The following is a 15,922-nucleotide window of genomic DNA, read 5'->3' as shown; positions in this document are numbered from 1 at the left end:
AATATTATTTTGTATAAAATAACAAGGAACGTAAGTTATGAAAAAAGGTGATATAGATGAAATTAATATTGGCAGAAAAACCATCTGTATCGAAAAACATTGCAGATGCTTTAAAAATAAAAAACAGACAAGATGGTTATTTTGAAGGAAATGGCTATATTGTTACATGGGCTTTTGGCCATTTATTGCAGTTAAATGATGCAAAAGATTATGATGAAAAAATGTCTACATGGAAATTAGAAAATTTTCCATTTATCCCTCCAAAATTTCAATACAAAGTAAAGTCTGATCCGAAAGATAGAGACAAACCTGACCGTGGAGCAGAAAAACAACTGAAAATTATTCATAGATTAATAAAAAGACAAGATGTAGATTCCATTATATCTGCATGTGACTATGATCGAGAAGGGCAACTCATTGGAGATAGTATTATTTATAATTTAAAAACGGAAAAAGAAGTTTACCGCCTATTGCTGAATGAATGGACACCTAATGAAGTATTGAATGGATTAAATAATCTTCGCTCTAATAAAGAGTTACGTCCTCTTCAAGATGCTGGTGTCAGCAGACAATGGGCCGATTGGTTAATTGGTATTAATTTAACCTCTGTGGCAACTTTGAAATATCAAAAAGGCAAAGGGAAGGCATTAAATATTGGAAGAGTTTTGTTGCCAACTCTTAAAATCATTTATGATCGTGATAAAGAAATCGAAAATTTCGTTCCAGAAAATTATTATAAACTGCAGGCAACGTTTATGACAGAAAACGGAAGCAGTTATATAGGTACTTATACTGAAAAAAAAGAAGAAAAGTTTAAAGAAGAACTATATTTGAAAGAAATAGAAGAACAGATTAAAGGCAAAACAGCAATTGTAACAGATAAGAAAGTGCAAAAGAAAAAGGAATATCCGCCTTTTTTGTTTAATCTTTCTAATCTTCAAGGCTATATAACTAGCAAATATAAGGGATGGACGGCCGATAAAGTATTAAAAGTTGCGCAAAGTCTTTATGAAAAGAAGTATATCACGTACCCAAGAACAGCAAGTATTGCCCTGGAAGAAAGTCTAATTGCAAAAACACAAAAAGTGGTAAATCTCCTCGCAGCAGATTTACCATTTAAAAATGAAGTGAAATTTGTTCCATCCAAACGGATTTTTGATAATAAAAAAGTGGAAAGCCACAGTGCGATTATTCCTACTTATGTCCTCCCAAAAAAATTAAGCCAAGAGGAAGAACAAGTATATGTAGCGATAAAAAATCGGTTATTAATGCAATTTATGCCTGTTGCTGAGGTAGAAGAGACAAGAATCATCACAAGCATGAATCATGTGGAATTAAAAGGTAGCTTTGTAACAAAAGGAAAAGTTCAATTAGTAGAGGGTTGGAAAAAGATTGAGAATATACAATCGAAAGATGTTATGCTTCCGTTAGTAAACTTGCAAGAAGAGGTTTTTACACAAAAAGCAGCCACTAGCACCCATACTACACAGCCGCCAAAGGAACATACGGAAAAGACACTGCTTCGGCTGATGGAAACTTGCGGAAAAAATTTTGATGCGGATACAGAGGAAGATGTATTATCCATTTTAAGCGGATTTAGCATTGGGACGCCAGCTACTCGCGCTGAAACGATCAAAAAACTAAAAGATATCGGTTATATAGAAGCAAAAAATAAAAGCTTAGTTTGTACGGAGTTAGGAAGAAGAATGGTCGAAATTTTTCCGATTAAAGATTTGTTTAACTTAGATTTCACAGGAAGACTTGAAAAAGCACTTTATGATATTGAAAAAGGACAATTTAGTAAACAACAATTTTTGCAAATAATTAGCAGCTTCACAACAAACGCGGTGGAAACAATAAAGAAGGAAGAAGATATCATTATCCAAGAAGTTACATATGCTAAGGCCAAAACAGAAGTATTGGGAAAATGTCCCCTTTGTGGTCATGCTGTTATAGAAGGAAAAAAGGGGTTTGGCTGCAGTAACTGGAAAAATGGCTGTAAATATGTCATTTGGAAAAATGATAAATTTCTTGCGACCATGAAGAAGAAGCCGACGAAAACGATGGTTAAAGCACTACTCAAGAATGGGAAAGCACCAGTTAAAGGATTAATTAGCAAAAAAGGAAATAAATTTGATGCTATCATGAAATATGAGAAAAATCAGGATAACGAGTATTTTAGTTGGAAAATGGAATTTCCCGAATAGATTTTGCTACAAATTTGCAACAGTGCTAAAATAGAAGGGTATAGCACATTGGAATTTTACATAAGGAAACAGTCTTTTTAGAAGGTTGTGTTAGAAAGAATCTTGTTTCCTTATTTTTTTTATAGTAAAATGCTTAAGAAACACTTTTATACCATCCTAGTTTAACTAGCTTATCCTTAAAACGCTTATTCCCTCTATAAAGAGGCGAATTTTTTGTTTGAACAGGTATTTACATACATATAACGTAGACAAGCATGATGGAATAGAATAGAAAAAAGGAGTAATCCTGGTAAAGGAGGGGTTGAATTGCCGACACCTAGTATGGAAGACTACATTGAGCGCATTTACAACCTAATAGAAGATAAAGGATATGCACGAGTATCAGATATCGCCGAAGGCCTATCTGTCCATCCCTCCTCTGTAACAAAAATGGTTCAGAAATTGGATAAGGATGAATATCTTGTTTATGAAAAATATAGAGGCTTGGTTTTGACCCCAAAAGGAAAGAAAATCGGTAAACGATTAGTGTATAGACATGAGCTTTTAGAGCAATTATTACGAATTATTGGGGTTAAAGAAGAAAATATTTATAATGATGTGGAAGGAATAGAACACCATTTAAGCTGGGACTCTATTGATCGTATTGGGGATTTAGTGCAATTTTTTGAAGAAAATCCACAACATGTAGAAGAGTTAAAAATAATCCAACAAAAAAACGATTCGATCGAATAAAGGGCAATTTTCTCTAGGTGTGTGCTTTAATAAAGCAGAATAAACGCCTACAGAGAATTGCCCTTGATTTTTTAAGAAACTGTTAAAAAATAGGTGGATAATTGTCAAAGTTATCTATTATCGAGTAGGATAAATCTTCTTGTTCTCTTTCATTTTCCACAACATCTACTCCATCAATTACCCCAGTTTCGATATCAAGCAAAGCTTTTCGATAGGAAATTACTCTACCATTAGATGTTTTAAAACTAATAATGTCTCCCATATAATTTCGCTCTACTGCAACAATTTTTTCCATAATTAGCCCCTTTCCTTCGTAATCACATATGATTTTTTTCTTACCAATTAATGTATATAAAATAGTATATACAAACACGTTTAAAATTATCATGAATTGCCGGCTGCAGTGATAGATTATAGAAGAAAATATATTTAACCTTACCCTATATTTTTATTTTCATGCAACTAGCTAAATGATATCCTTAAATTAACAATTTTAGAAGAGGTGAGAAAATGGGGAGATATGACTTAGAGGAATTTTTAGTTAAGACAGAGCAGCAAGATAAAAATGAAGGAGTTTTCGAACTAGAAACTGAAAGAATGCTTGAAATTAATTTAACAAATAAAATTTGGGCGAAAGCAGGAAGTATGGTTTCTTATCGAGGAAACATTCGTTTTACCCGCGAAGGTATTTTGGAACATGGAATAGGTAAAATGTTTAAAAAAGCGTTAACTGGTGAAGGTGCTTCCTTAATGAAAGCAGAAGGAACGGGGAAACTTTACTTAGCTGACCAAGGAAAGAAAATATCCATTCTCCGTTTAAATGGTGATTCTATCTTTGTAAATGGAAATGATTTACTGGCATTTGAGCCGTCTATCAAATGGGATATTAAGTTAATGAAAAGAATTGCCGGGATGCTATCTGGCGGCTTATTTAATATCAACCTGTCAGGAAGTGGCATCGTCGCCATTACGTCACATTACGAACCATTAACGTTAAGAGTTACTCCAAATAACCCGGTATTCACAGATCCTAATGCGACAGTTGCTTGGTCGGGAAGTCTACAACCAGAATTTGTAACAGACATAACTCTTAAATCGTTTTTTGGGAGAGGCAGCGGAGAATCTATTCAAATGAAATTTTCCGGAGAGGGCTTTGTGGTTATTCAGCCATATGAAGAAGTTTATTTTTCGAATAATGGAGGAAATAACAGCTAAATAGTCTATCATTAAAAAACCCAAACGATAATCTTCGTTTGGGTTTGAATCTTATGTGCCAGTCTTTTTTACTTGGTGCATTTTTATTTCCACTCATAAGGTGTTTCTTGATAGACATAATAATTCAGCCAGTTGGAAAATAGTAAATGAGCATGGGATCGCCAGCTATTTAATGGCTTTTTACTCGGATTATTCTCGGGAAAATATCCAAGAGGCAGATGAATGTTTAAACCTTTTTCTTTATCTCGTTTGTATTCTTCAGCAAGTGTGCTAGCATCATACTCTAAGTGACCAGTAACCATGATTTGTTTGCCTTTATTTCCACTAATAATAAAGGCGCCAGCTTCATCAGAGGCAGACAGCAGCTCAAGGTTTGGGTGTGCATTGATTTCTTCACTTGATACATTAGTATATCTTGAATGTGGAGCTAAATAGCTGTCATCAAAACCACGCATTAATTTATCTGACGGATTTAATACATGGTGGGAATAAATTCCATAACACTTTTGATCCAGTTCATACTTATTAATCCCAAAATGGTGAAATAAAGCTGCTTGTGCACCCCAGCAAATATGTAAAGTAGATGTCACATTTGTTTTCGACCATTCCATTATTTGGGTTAACTCATCCCAATAATCTACTTCTTCAAAACTCATTAATTCAACAGGGGCTCCTGTAATAATCATTCCATCGTATTTATTTGTTTTTATTGCTGCAAAATCGCGATAAAATTGTTCTAAATGATAGGAACTTGTATTCTTTGATTCATACGATGCTGTTCTTAAAAAGGAGATATTGACCTGCAAAGGAGTGTTACCAAGCAATCGCAATATTTGTACCTCCGTTTTTTCTTTTTGAGGCATTAAGTTTAATATTAATATGTTTAATGGTCGAATATCCTGGGTTCTTGCACGCCCTTCTTCCATTACAAATATATTTTCATCTTCCAGTATTTCTCGTGCTGGCAAAAGTTGAGGAATTCTAATAGGCATAAAGGTATGTCTCCTCCTAAAGTTATAATCGTCTTTTCAGTAATGTCAGTGGTGCTTACTGCATTTTTTTCATAACAATCGGTTTTAAACGATAAATTAGTTATTACTTTCTCCCATCAATATCATAGCTTATTATAAGTTTGATTTGAATATGTCGCAATCATAATGTTTTGAATTTTTGAAAGATATTATATAATCTTTTGGAAGGAAGAAATGTTAAAAAGGATTAGTGGATACATAATAAGTATGTTTGTAAGATAATGATTTTGTCGAAACGTGTATGTATCACGTCTCATTTAATGTACAATGTTAAAAGGAAGACCGAAATTAGCAGAGGATAATCATGGAGGTATAGACGTAAATGAAATCTGACATCGAAATTGCTCAACAAGCAGTTATGAAACCAATAATACATATTGCTGAGAGGCTTGGTTTATCAGAAGATGATCTTGAATTATATGGAAAATATAAAGCGAAAATCACAGCATCTACCTTAAATAAGTTGAAAAAGAATAAATCAGGTAAACTTATCCTTGTGACGGCTATTAATCCAACTCCTGCTGGCGAAGGCAAATCAACTGTTACAGTTGGATTAGGGGATGCGTTGAATAAATTACAGAGAAAAACCGTCATAGCAATGAGAGAACCATCTTTAGGTCCAACAATGGGCATAAAAGGAGGGGCTGCAGGGGGCGGTAAAGCACAGGTATTACCTATGGAGGATATTAATCTGCATTTTACTGGAGATCTTCATGCCATTACAACAGCAAATAATGCGCTGGCAGCTTTAGTAGATAATCATATACATCAAGGGAATGAATGTCGTATTGATCAGCGCCGTATAGTCTGGAAAAGAGCAGTTGATCTAAACGATCGTGCGCTGCGAAAAGTAGTGATTGGTTTAGGTGGTCCATTACAAGGAGTTCCGAGAGAGGATGGCTTTGACATTACGGTTGCTTCTGAAATTATGGCTGTATTATGTCTGGCTGCAGATATTAAGGATTTAAAAGTTCGATTAGCTCGAATGGTCGTTGCGTATAATGTAGACAGAGAACCTGTAACCGTGGGAGATTTGAAAGTAGAAGGTGCGCTTACATTACTACTAAAAGACGCAATTAAACCAAACTTGGTTCAAACAATCGAGCATTCTCCAGCGATTATTCATGGCGGTCCGTTTGCCAATATTGCCCATGGCTGCAATAGTGTCATAGCAACTGCTGCTGCTGCCAAATTAGGAGATTATGTTGTCACAGAAGCTGGATTTGGTGCGGATTTAGGAGCAGAGAAATTTTTAAATATTAAGGCTAGAAATAAAGAGATAGATCCGGAAATCGTCGTGATAGTTGCGACAATTCGTGCCTTAAAAATGCATGGAGGAGTAGCAAAGAAGGAGCTTGGGGTTGAAAATATAGAAGCGCTGCGAGCAGGTTTCGCTAATTTACAAAAGCATGTGGACAGTATTAAAGAATTCGGTTTACCTTTTGTTGTAGCTATTAATAAATTCGTAACAGATACTGAATTAGAAATTAGCGTGTTAAAAGAGCTTTGTGAACAAGCACAGATTCCCGTTGCTTTAACAGAGGTTTGGGAAAAAGGTGGAAATGGCGGTATAGAGCTTGCTCAAAAGGTTTTAGCGATTCTCGAAAAGAAAGAACAAAGTTTTCAACATTTATATTCGCTTAATACTACGATAGAAGAGAAAGTGCATGCGATTGCAACAAAAATTTATGGTGCGAATAGGGTAGAATATTCTTCTAAAGCAAAGAAACAGATTGCCGACTTTGAAAAATATGGTTGGGGACATCTTCCTATTTGTATGGCGAAGACACAATATTCTTTATCGGATGATCCATCATTAATTGGCAGACCAGAAGGATTTTCGATTACAATTCGTGAATTCAAGCCATCTATTGGGGCAGGCTTCCTTGTAGCACTCACTGGTGAAGTCATGACAATGCCAGGTTTACCGAAAACTCCTGCTGCTTTAAACATGGACGTTGATGAAGACGGTAAAGCAGTTGGATTGTTTTAAAATACGGTTGTATTTAGGAAAAAGGAGAACAAAGGATGTTTGATCCCACTGCGTTTGAAAATATGAGAACAGTAATGGAAGGCTTAATATATGATAAAGATTTAGATGGCGATATTATTGTCTTAGATCGAAATGATGTATTTAATAGTAGTAAGCTATCAAGAAATTATACCATTACTTTTCGATTGAAAAATCAACAAAATGCTAAGCTAATGTTTGAATTATCCGCTGATTTACAAAATTTATCGGCGGAACTATTAGAAAGTGTAAAAAAAGAAAAATGGATTGGTGCTACCGTTTATATTCATCTTTTTTTACGCCATAAGCAAGACAAAACTCTTTATCCACTATTACAGCAATTAGTGGAAGATATATGGGGAAAAGACTTGAAGATTAGGCAAGAAATCAGCTATCAGCCACTTGAGGCGGAGCAAACGATACTGAATCATATTACGATTGATTTTAATCGTTTAATCACAGAAGAACAGATAGATGATATGATTACGATGATGGAATTTATGGAAAAAACTTTAGCTGCCCTTCAATCGATTGATTCATTATTAACTGTATAAGGAGATTGTAAAATGAGCATTTACGATTTTAAAGTAAAAACGATGGATGGAAAAATGCAGGCATTAAGCGATTTTAAAGGGAATATCATATTAATTGTGAATACTGCAAGTAAATGTGGTTTTACTCCTCAATTTAAAGAGCTGCAAGAATTGTATCAAAAGTTTAAAGAGGAGGGGTTTGTTGTTCTAGGTTTTCCAAGTAATCAATTTATGAGTCAAGATCCGGGAACGAATGAAGAAATAAAATCATTCTGTGAAATGAATTACGGTGTGACTTTTCCGATGTTTGCTAAAATTGATGTGAATGGAAAAGAGGCAGATCCTCTTTATCAATATTTAACAAAAGAAGCACCAGGTACATTAGGTGTGAAAGCAATCAAGTGGAATTTTACGAAGTTTCTTATTGATCGAAATGGAAATGTCGTGGACCGCTATGCACCAAGTACAAGTCCTAGTGAGATAAAAGCGGATATTGAAAAGCTCATCCGATAACAGAAAAAAATAGGGATCTTCTGCTTTTAGTGAACGAACACCCTTTCACTAAAGGGCTGAAGATCCTTATTTTTTATGATAAGGAACGATTAACGATAAGAAAAGAGGCGGATAAATCCACTTTTTTTCTCCTTTGTTTCCCGCTCATTAAGATCGGCCAGCTTCTTTTTTCTAGATTTAGCATAGTATTGTTCCTCTTTTTCTTTTAGAACAATTGGATTTTCTAATAAAGTTATTTTTCTTTCTTGACTGGCAATATGTTCTTGTTGAAATTCGATATGCTCTTGCTGCTTTTTTAGTTGCTGTACTAATACTTGATTGAAATTTTTTTGAAGTTCTAATTCTTCTTTGATTGTTTGTAAATCTTGAAGAATTTTTTCCGTAGCTTCAGCGGCAATGGGGATAGAGGGTAAAGGGCTTGTCAGCTCATCTTCAATTTGTCTTAAAGACATTTGTTTTTCATTACGCATTTGTTTAACTTTTACTAAAATGTCTAAGCTTTTTTGATCGAAATATCGGTAGCCATTTTCGCCAATAATAACTGGTATGAGTGTTTTCAATTCTCTTAACCAATTTCGAACAACTCCAGGACCTTCATTAATATATTCTGCAGCTTCCTTCACACTTAATAATTTGCTGTTTTCTTCCTTAATCGTAAGTTCTTTTGATTGTATGCTTAACATTCTACACACCCCTCATTATAAAATAATCGAAACAGACCAATGGCAAGAAGGACGTTTAAAACCCTTGTCTTTATAATTTTCGCGAAAAGAAAAAAAAATCCTTTGACGAGCTTTGTCTAGTTTTGTTGGATATACATAATTATTAGAAAAATTATTATTATGGTATCTTTACAAAAATTCTCAATAATAATACGATAGAATAGGAATATTGGAAAAACATTCCTACAATAAAGAAAGGAGGAGTTAGGATGAATACAAATAAAGAAGTAACAATGCAAACAAAAATGGAAAATAAGAGGAAAGAGGGTTCTTAGTGGAAAAGATAATCAAGGGTTCAGAGGCAATTAAAATAGTAAGCTACCATGATGGTCTTGCTGGTAAAGTGGCCGACATGTGGACAAAAAGTAAAGATTCTTGGGGAGGAACAGGAAAAACAGAAGAACAAGTACGCGATCAACAGCAAAGCTCAGATAATATTGATACATTCTTAGCTGTTATAGGAGAAGAAGTAGTAGGGTACTGTGGTTTTTCTGTTTATAAAGAAGATGCAGGGGCCTTGTATGTTCCTTTATTAAATGTTCGTCCAGATTATCATGGCAAGAAAATTGGTAAGCTGCTTTTACTGCATGCCCTCAATGCAGCGACAGAATTAAAATGGCCAAGACTTGATTTATATACTTGGGCAGGTAATCTTAAGGCAGTTCCATTATATAAACGCTGCGGTTTTTTTTGGGAGGATAATGACCAATATACTCATCTTATGAATTTTATCCCAACTGTCCGAAATGATGAAGTAATGAATCATTATTTAAAGAACATGGATTGGTATGCAGATTTAAAAAGAAATCTTGAAATAAAGCCAGATGGGATGCTTAAAAGAGGTTTTACACATTATGAATATATTTGGCAAAAAGAAACAGAGACTGTTGTTGTAAAATTTGAAAAAACAAGTAGAGGAATCTGCTCTTTGGAAACAAAGGATTTTCAGATTGAATTAACAATGGACAATCATAAATGTATAGAAGAAATAGAGCATAAGGTCTATTTAAAGATGAAAAATAAAACAGCAAACCCGCTTTCCTTAGAAGCATTGGCAGATAATCAGGGCAGAATTCAATGCAGTTTTCAAAGTTCACAAGAGATAAAGGGTAATCAAGAAATAGCGATTTCTTCTCCCTTTACGATTAAAAAAGGAGAAGAACCTGTAGATGGAAAGACCTTTCCAGCATTAAAGGTTACAGTTAGAATTAATGGATTAGAAACAAGCTTACAACTGGGGGTTTTCCCGCAAGCGCCTATTTCTATAGAGGGAAAGGAAATAGAGGCCATTTTAGCGAATGGAATGAAGACTTACTTAGATTTAGAGATTAGTAATAATTTAGAAAAAGATATTAATGGATATTTCACCATTCCCAAAAATGGCCACTTATATTTTGAAGGGGATAAGTATTCATTCGCACTGGCTAAAAAAGCGAAGAAGTGGATTCGAATTCCGGTTCAAGTGAAGAGCTGCGGCAGTTTTAAAGAAAAAATCATAGGAGAAATTGTGGAGAATGAGCAGGGGATTTTAACATTTGAAAAGGAAATTGCGCTTGCCTTAAAAGGGATTGGCGAACAGTTTGTAGTAGAACAAGAAAAGAGTTGGCAGGTTTATAATGGTCCACATCAACTTACCGTAAGCAAAATAGATCTTACGACAGAAATTGCTCATACAGACTTTGCTCTGTTTGCACCGTCTATTGGAAAGCCTTATTCCAATGAGCTGTCTAAACAAAAGCCATATAAAGTTCGTACAGAAAAGACTGGAAACAGTATTAAACTAGAGCTATTCTTTAAGTCTAATGCTTTTCCGTATCTGGATATTATGTTAACAAATCAGCTCTTTGCAGAAGGGTTGATTAAACGTTGGATAACAATTACTAATAATAGTTTGGAAGAAAAAGAAATCAGTGTACAGGAAACATTTTTTGACATATGGCAGAATCTCTATTTCCCTTTAAATGGGGAAGTTGTTTCCTTTAATGAATGGAACCTAGTACAACCTTTTGAATTAAATTCAAAGGATATAACGGGGAATTGGTATTTTACTTCTCCAAACTCTACCCCATTCGGTGTTGCATGGGCTAAAGAGGCCCGCATCAAAATGGATAATTGGAAGGTGCATGTAGAGGCGACAAGCATACTCGGAAAAAATGAATCCGTTGCTTTTTCGCCCATTAGTGTAAATATCGGTGCCTATCGTAATTGGCAGCAATGGGAGTTAGCAGCAGAAGGGTTACAGAGAGAGCACGCAAGTACTGTTACCCCAGGATTTAAGGTTGAATTTAATGAGGCAAATCTCATTATAGATAGAGATAATGACTTAAAAGTACGAATAAAGAATTATAGTAATCAAGCAATACAAGGTGAAATGACCATAACAATGAATGAAAGACAGGGAGATTCACAGAGAATTGATACGGGGGCATCAGAAATCTACCAAATTCAGCCTCAAAGGGATCTTCAATTAGGGCTAAACACAGTGAAAACAACCATTTCTTTGCCGGCAAAAATAATAGATAACGATGATTTATTTTTTGTGCCAAGCAGAAAGAACATGACAACAGAAGTAAAAATAGAAGAAGGAGTTACCGTATACCATGTTTCGAATGGAATAGTATCTTTTAAAGCTTCTCCTGCTTACTATCCAGGCGTCTATTCTTTAGTAGTAAATGGGAAGGAATGGTTGGAGCATGCTTTTCCTAAGCCTATCGCAAAAAGTTGGTGGAATCCGTGGTGTGGAGGTATAAAAAACGGTCCGCCAGATTTAAATGTATTTTCTCTCTTAAAGGAAGAGACAGCTTGTGCATTTACTAGTCTAAAAGATATCCATCATAACGAATGGACTGGTGTGAAGCTGGTAACAACGATAAGGCATCATGAGAAATGGAAGGGGTTAAAGTATGAACAATATTTCCTTACAATGCCAGGGATTCCTTTGCTCATTACATTTATAGAAATAATCGATGATGCAGGCAGACGTATGGCAGAAGAAGAATGGCATACAAACCTATTTATCACTTGCAATGAGGAGGAAAAAGCTGTTCTCCATATTCAGGATAACAAGGTGAGTACGAAACAATATATGGTTGCTTCAGAAGAGCAAGAAGTTAATATAAAGGGTCATTCCTATTTATCGCTAGAGCAAGAAAAGTGTTATTATATTGCAAGTGATAAATCAAAAGGTATAGATTTTTATAGTAATAAAGATGTGATACAGTTGATTTCCTATGCTAAGTGCAGAAGAACAGAGAACCGCTTATTTACAGAACCAACCTATCTTCTGTTTACCGAGGGGGAATTACAGTCTTCTTTAGTTAATAAGGTAAGGCAAATAGCATTTTCAGAAAGGGAATACGTAGATGAAAATAATTGATGCCCATATACACTACTCAAATATTGGATCGTTTAAAGAGACAGCTCGAGATCTTTCCTTTGTAGATTATAGTTATAATGGCTTGAAAGAAGAGATGAGGAAGGCTGATATTGTCCTTGCGATTGGGATGGGGGTTACAGAAACGCCGGAGATGGGCTTTCCTGATTATAAGGCCCAGACTCCAATGGGATTAGATTTGGACTTATTGGTTCCAGACAATGTCGTCTGCTGTGCTGGGATAAATCCATATGATATGGATTTATCGGCACAAGAACGATTAGAGCAGGAGATTCAAAAGCCACATGTTGTGGGAATAAAAATTTATTTAGGCTACTACCCTTTTTATGCCTATGATGAAGTATATGAACCTGTTTATCGACTAGCAGAAAAGTATCAATTACCAGTTGTGTTCCATACTGGAGATACATACTCTGAAAGAGGATACTTAAAATATAGTCATCCTCTAGCAATTGATGAAGTGGCTGTGAAACATCGTAATGTGAATTTTATGATGGCACATTTCGGTGATCCTTGGACATTGACTGGTGCGGAAATTATTTATAAAAATTCGAATGTATATGCCGATTTATCTGGTTTAATCGTTGGAACAAAAAAAGAACTGGAAGAAGCACATGAAGGGATTTTTCTCGATCATTTACGCCATGCATTAGTTTTTGCCCAATCATATGATAAATTGCTTTTTGGGACAGATTGGCCGCTAGCCCCATTTGAACCATATATAGAGTTTATAAAAAAGCTCATTCCAGAAACTTACCATGAAGACGTATTTTATCGAACAGCATTGAAGGTATTTCCAAAAATAAAGCCCTTTTTAAGTAAGAAATAGGAAATGAATAATGAAACGAAAGCCGGTGTAGAATAGTTTTATTTTCTACTCCGGCTTTCATATTTATATTGATTGTTCTTTCATATTCGAAAAACTACTTTTCATGATACAATATGGACATAATAGATTGCTGGATGTGAGAATAAATGAAGCTTATTACGAAAGTAGAAAATATAATAAAGCAAGAGATGGAGAATGATGCTAGTGGTCACGATTGGTATCATGTAGATAGAGTACGTAAAATAGCCTTATTACTTTCAGAAAAAGAAGGAATTGGGTATTCTCATACTATTGAACTATCTGCGTTATTGCATGACATTTCAGATGAAAAATTAAATAAATCAAAAAGCGAAGGGCAACGGAGATTAGCAAATATACTAATGCAGATTCCAATTGCGAATCAAGAGAAGGAACAGATTAAAGCTATCATCGAAACAGTTGGCTTTAAAGGAGGAAATGGGATAACTCCCAATGGCCTGGAGGCAAAAATAGTCCAAGATGCTGATCGATTAGATGCGATTGGAGCACTTGGCATCGCTCGTACTTTTGCTTATGGAGGAAGTATAGGAAGTCCTATCTATGATCCACATATAGCAGTAAGGGAAAAGATGACAGAAGAAGAATATCGAAAAAACAACTCATCTTCTATTCACCATTTCTATGAAAAACTATTGAAAATTAAAGACCATTTACATACAGACAGTGCTAAAAAAATGGCCGTGGAAAGGCATCAATTTATGGAAAGCTTTCTAAAAGAATTTTATAAAGAATGGAATGTACAAAATGAAGAGTATTTCAATTGAAAATGTAACAAAGACATATGGAGAGAAAAAGTTATTTGAAAACATCTCTTTTTCAATAAGTGAAAAAGAACGGGTAGGTTTAATTGGCATCAATGGAACTGGGAAATCATCCTTATTAAAAATTGTTGCAGGAATAGATATTCCAGACGAAGGAGATATCATAGCACCCAAGGATTTTCGTATAGCCTATTCTGCCCAAAGTCCAGAATTAAATCCAGATCTTACCGTATTAAACCAAGTATATGCTGGTGATGCACCGGTTTTAGCATTAGTTAAAGATTATGAAGCAATGATAATGGAAATCAACCATGATCCTGAGAACAATAAGCTTCATGAAAAATTATTTGATTTACAAAAAAGAATGGATGCTTTAAATGGCTGGGAAGTTCATACAAATGCAAAGACGGTATTAATGAAGTTAGGTATTACTAATTTTAATAAGAAGATTGGCGAATTGTCAGGCGGGCAAAAAAAACGGGTTGCTTTAGCACAAGTTCTGATTCAAGAACCAGATTTGCTTATTTTAGATGAACCGACAAATCATCTTGATTTTGAGGCAGTTAAATGGCTGGAAGATTATTTAAGCAGGTACACAGGAGCACTATTATTAGTAACGCATGACCGCTATTTCTTAGATCGTGTCACAAACAGAATGTTTGAATTAGATGGGGGCAATTTGTATAGCTATAAAGGCAATTACGGTGACTTTTTACAGGCCAAAGCTATCAGGGAAGAAAATGAAGCAGCTACTCTTGATAAGCAAAAGAATTTATTTAGAAGAGAATTAGAATGGATTAGAAGAGGGGCAAAAGCGCGTTCTACTAAACAAAAAGCCAGAATTCAGCGTTTTGACGCATTAGATGATAAATTAGCTAATGTTAAAGCTAAAGATAAATTAGATATCTCCTTGAAAGGTAGTCGATTAGGTAAGCAAGTCTTTGAATTGCTGGGGGCAAACAAACGTTTCCATGATAAAATAATCTTAAATAATTATAATTTGCTTGTAAAACCAGGGGATAGAATTGGAATAATTGGTAAAAACGGGACTGGTAAATCAACTTTCTTAAATATTTTAGCAGGCAAGGCACCCCTTGATTCTGGCGAAAGAATCATTGGTCAAACAGTAAAAGTGGCTTACTATACGCAAGAAAATGAAGATATGGATACATCTAAAAGAATGATTGAATTTCTAAAAGAAACGGCTGAAGTTATAGAAGCCTCCGATGGAAAAGTCATTACAGCTGCCCAAATGCTGGAAAGATTCTTATTTCCTCTTCATACCCATGGAACGATTATTGGGAAGCTATCTGGTGGGGAAAGAAGAAGACTTTATTTGTTGAAAATACTAATGGGAGAACCAAATGTACTCTTATTAGATGAGCCGACAAATGATTTAGATACACAAACATTAATGGTTCTGGAAGATTATTTAGAAGATTTTAATGGTGTGGTTATTACCGTATCCCATGATCGCTATTTTCTCGATAAGGTTGCTGAACAACTGTTGATTTTAAAAGGAAATGGTGTTATCGACACCTATTATGGCAATTACAGTGAATATTTAGAGGTGGAGAGAAAAGAAGATCAACAAATAAAAGATAAAACAGAAATACCACTTCCTAAAAAGGAAGTAAAAGAGAAAAAAGTAAGACTAAGCTATAATGAACAAAGGGAATGGGCAACCATTGATGAGAATATCGAAAAAGTCGAAGAAAGATTAGCTAAAATAGAAACAGAATTAGCCGAGACTGGCAGTGACTTCGAAAAAGCAGCTGAGTTAATGAAAGAGCAGGAACAATTAAATAACCAATTAGAACACCTAATTGAACGCTGGAGCTATTTATCTGAAATCGCTGATAATTCGTAGAAAAGCTGTTTATTTTCGATATAGCATTAAGCGTGATAAGATAAATGTTGAAAAAGAGGGGGATG

Annotated in this window: 13 protein-coding genes; 10 read left to right on the top strand and 3 right to left on the bottom strand. The window is 34.9% G+C overall.

Annotation, left to right across the window (positions count from 1 at the left end):
- Positions 1 to 56 precede the first annotated feature (56 nt).
- Together NSQ89_RS11335 and mntR are read left to right on the top strand one after the other, a co-directional pair.
- Positions 57 to 2,207, top strand: a complete 2,151-nt coding sequence (locus NSQ89_RS11335; RefSeq protein ID WP_047940425.1) for a type IA DNA topoisomerase — start codon at positions 57 to 59, stop codon at positions 2,205 to 2,207.
- Positions 2,208 to 2,513: 306 nt separating this feature from the next.
- Complete coding sequence (gene mntR, locus NSQ89_RS11330; protein WP_047940426.1) at positions 2,514 to 2,939, top strand: transcriptional regulator MntR; 426 nt, start codon at positions 2,514 to 2,516, stop codon at positions 2,937 to 2,939.
- 82 nt (positions 2,940 to 3,021) lie between these two features.
- Here the strand turns inward: mntR and NSQ89_RS11325 are convergent, their stop codons facing one another.
- Positions 3,022 to 3,234 (bottom strand): DUF3892 domain-containing protein, encoded by a 213-nt coding sequence (locus NSQ89_RS11325; protein WP_047940427.1) that lies wholly within the window; start codon positions 3,232 to 3,234, stop codon positions 3,022 to 3,024.
- A 215-nt stretch (positions 3,235 to 3,449) separates the two neighbouring features.
- On the opposite strand from NSQ89_RS11325, the gene NSQ89_RS11320 reads away from it, so the two are divergent.
- Entirely contained in the window at positions 3,450 to 4,154 is a 705-nt protein-coding gene (locus tag NSQ89_RS11320) for an AIM24 family protein (RefSeq protein ID WP_047940428.1), read from the top strand.
- Between the two features lie 83 nt (positions 4,155 to 4,237).
- Here NSQ89_RS11320 and metA read toward each other — a convergent pair whose 3' ends face one another.
- Positions 4,238 to 5,146, bottom strand: a complete 909-nt coding sequence (metA, locus tag NSQ89_RS11315) for a homoserine O-acetyltransferase MetA (RefSeq protein WP_047940429.1) — start codon at positions 5,144 to 5,146, stop codon at positions 4,238 to 4,240.
- A 361-nt stretch (positions 5,147 to 5,507) separates the two neighbouring features.
- On the opposite strand from metA, the gene NSQ89_RS11310 reads away from it, so the two are divergent.
- Genes NSQ89_RS11310 through NSQ89_RS11300 form a run of 3 tightly spaced genes read left to right on the top strand, consistent with a single transcriptional unit; the run spans position 5,508 to position 8,242 of the window.
- Positions 5,508 to 7,178, top strand: coding sequence for a formate--tetrahydrofolate ligase (locus NSQ89_RS11310; RefSeq protein WP_095259075.1), 1,671 nt, complete (start codon positions 5,508 to 5,510; stop codon positions 7,176 to 7,178).
- A 35-nt stretch (positions 7,179 to 7,213) separates the two neighbouring features.
- On the top strand, positions 7,214 to 7,750 hold the full coding sequence (locus NSQ89_RS11305) for a hypothetical protein (protein WP_047940431.1): 537 nt from the start codon (positions 7,214 to 7,216) through the stop codon (positions 7,748 to 7,750).
- A 12-nt stretch (positions 7,751 to 7,762) separates the two neighbouring features.
- On the top strand, positions 7,763 to 8,242 hold the full coding sequence (locus NSQ89_RS11300) for a glutathione peroxidase (RefSeq protein ID WP_047940432.1): 480 nt from the start codon (positions 7,763 to 7,765) through the stop codon (positions 8,240 to 8,242).
- A gap of 89 nt (positions 8,243 to 8,331) precedes the next feature.
- Here NSQ89_RS11300 and NSQ89_RS11295 read toward each other — a convergent pair whose 3' ends face one another.
- The gene (locus NSQ89_RS11295; protein WP_047940433.1) at positions 8,332 to 8,925 is read right to left on the bottom strand and encodes a MerR family transcriptional regulator; all 594 of its coding nucleotides are present in this window, start codon (positions 8,923 to 8,925) and stop codon (positions 8,332 to 8,334) included.
- Between the two features lie 313 nt (positions 8,926 to 9,238).
- Here NSQ89_RS11295 and NSQ89_RS11290 point away from each other — a divergent pair, with 313 nt between their 5' ends.
- The 4 genes from NSQ89_RS11290 to NSQ89_RS11275 all read left to right on the top strand — a co-directional run bounded on the left by NSQ89_RS11290 (position 9,239) and on the right by NSQ89_RS11275 (position 15,857).
- Positions 9,239 to 12,340 (top strand): GNAT family N-acetyltransferase, encoded by a 3,102-nt coding sequence (locus NSQ89_RS11290; RefSeq protein ID WP_047940434.1) that lies wholly within the window; start codon positions 9,239 to 9,241, stop codon positions 12,338 to 12,340.
- Positions 12,327 to 13,187: an amidohydrolase family protein gene (locus NSQ89_RS11285; protein WP_047940435.1), complete on the top strand. Its 861-nt coding sequence runs from the start codon at positions 12,327 to 12,329 to the stop codon at positions 13,185 to 13,187. The genes NSQ89_RS11290 and NSQ89_RS11285 overlap by 14 nt, the downstream gene beginning before the upstream one ends.
- Before the next feature lie 146 nt (positions 13,188 to 13,333).
- The gene (locus NSQ89_RS11280; protein ID WP_047940436.1) at positions 13,334 to 13,990 is read left to right on the top strand and encodes an HD domain-containing protein; all 657 of its coding nucleotides are present in this window, start codon (positions 13,334 to 13,336) and stop codon (positions 13,988 to 13,990) included.
- Positions 13,971 to 15,857 carry an ABC-F family ATP-binding cassette domain-containing protein gene (locus NSQ89_RS11275; RefSeq protein WP_341132632.1) on the top strand — a complete coding sequence of 629 codons (1,887 nt, stop codon included), beginning with the start codon at positions 13,971 to 13,973 and terminating at the stop codon, positions 15,855 to 15,857. The genes NSQ89_RS11280 and NSQ89_RS11275 overlap by 20 nt, the downstream gene beginning before the upstream one ends.
- Positions 15,858 to 15,922 lie beyond the last annotated feature (65 nt).

It is taken from the genome of Niallia sp. FSL R7-0648 (genome assembly GCF_038007005.1).
Lineage (GTDB): Bacteria > Bacillota > Bacilli > Bacillales > Cytobacillaceae > Niallia > Niallia circulans.
This window is presented reverse-complemented; position numbering and strand designations above follow the sequence as displayed.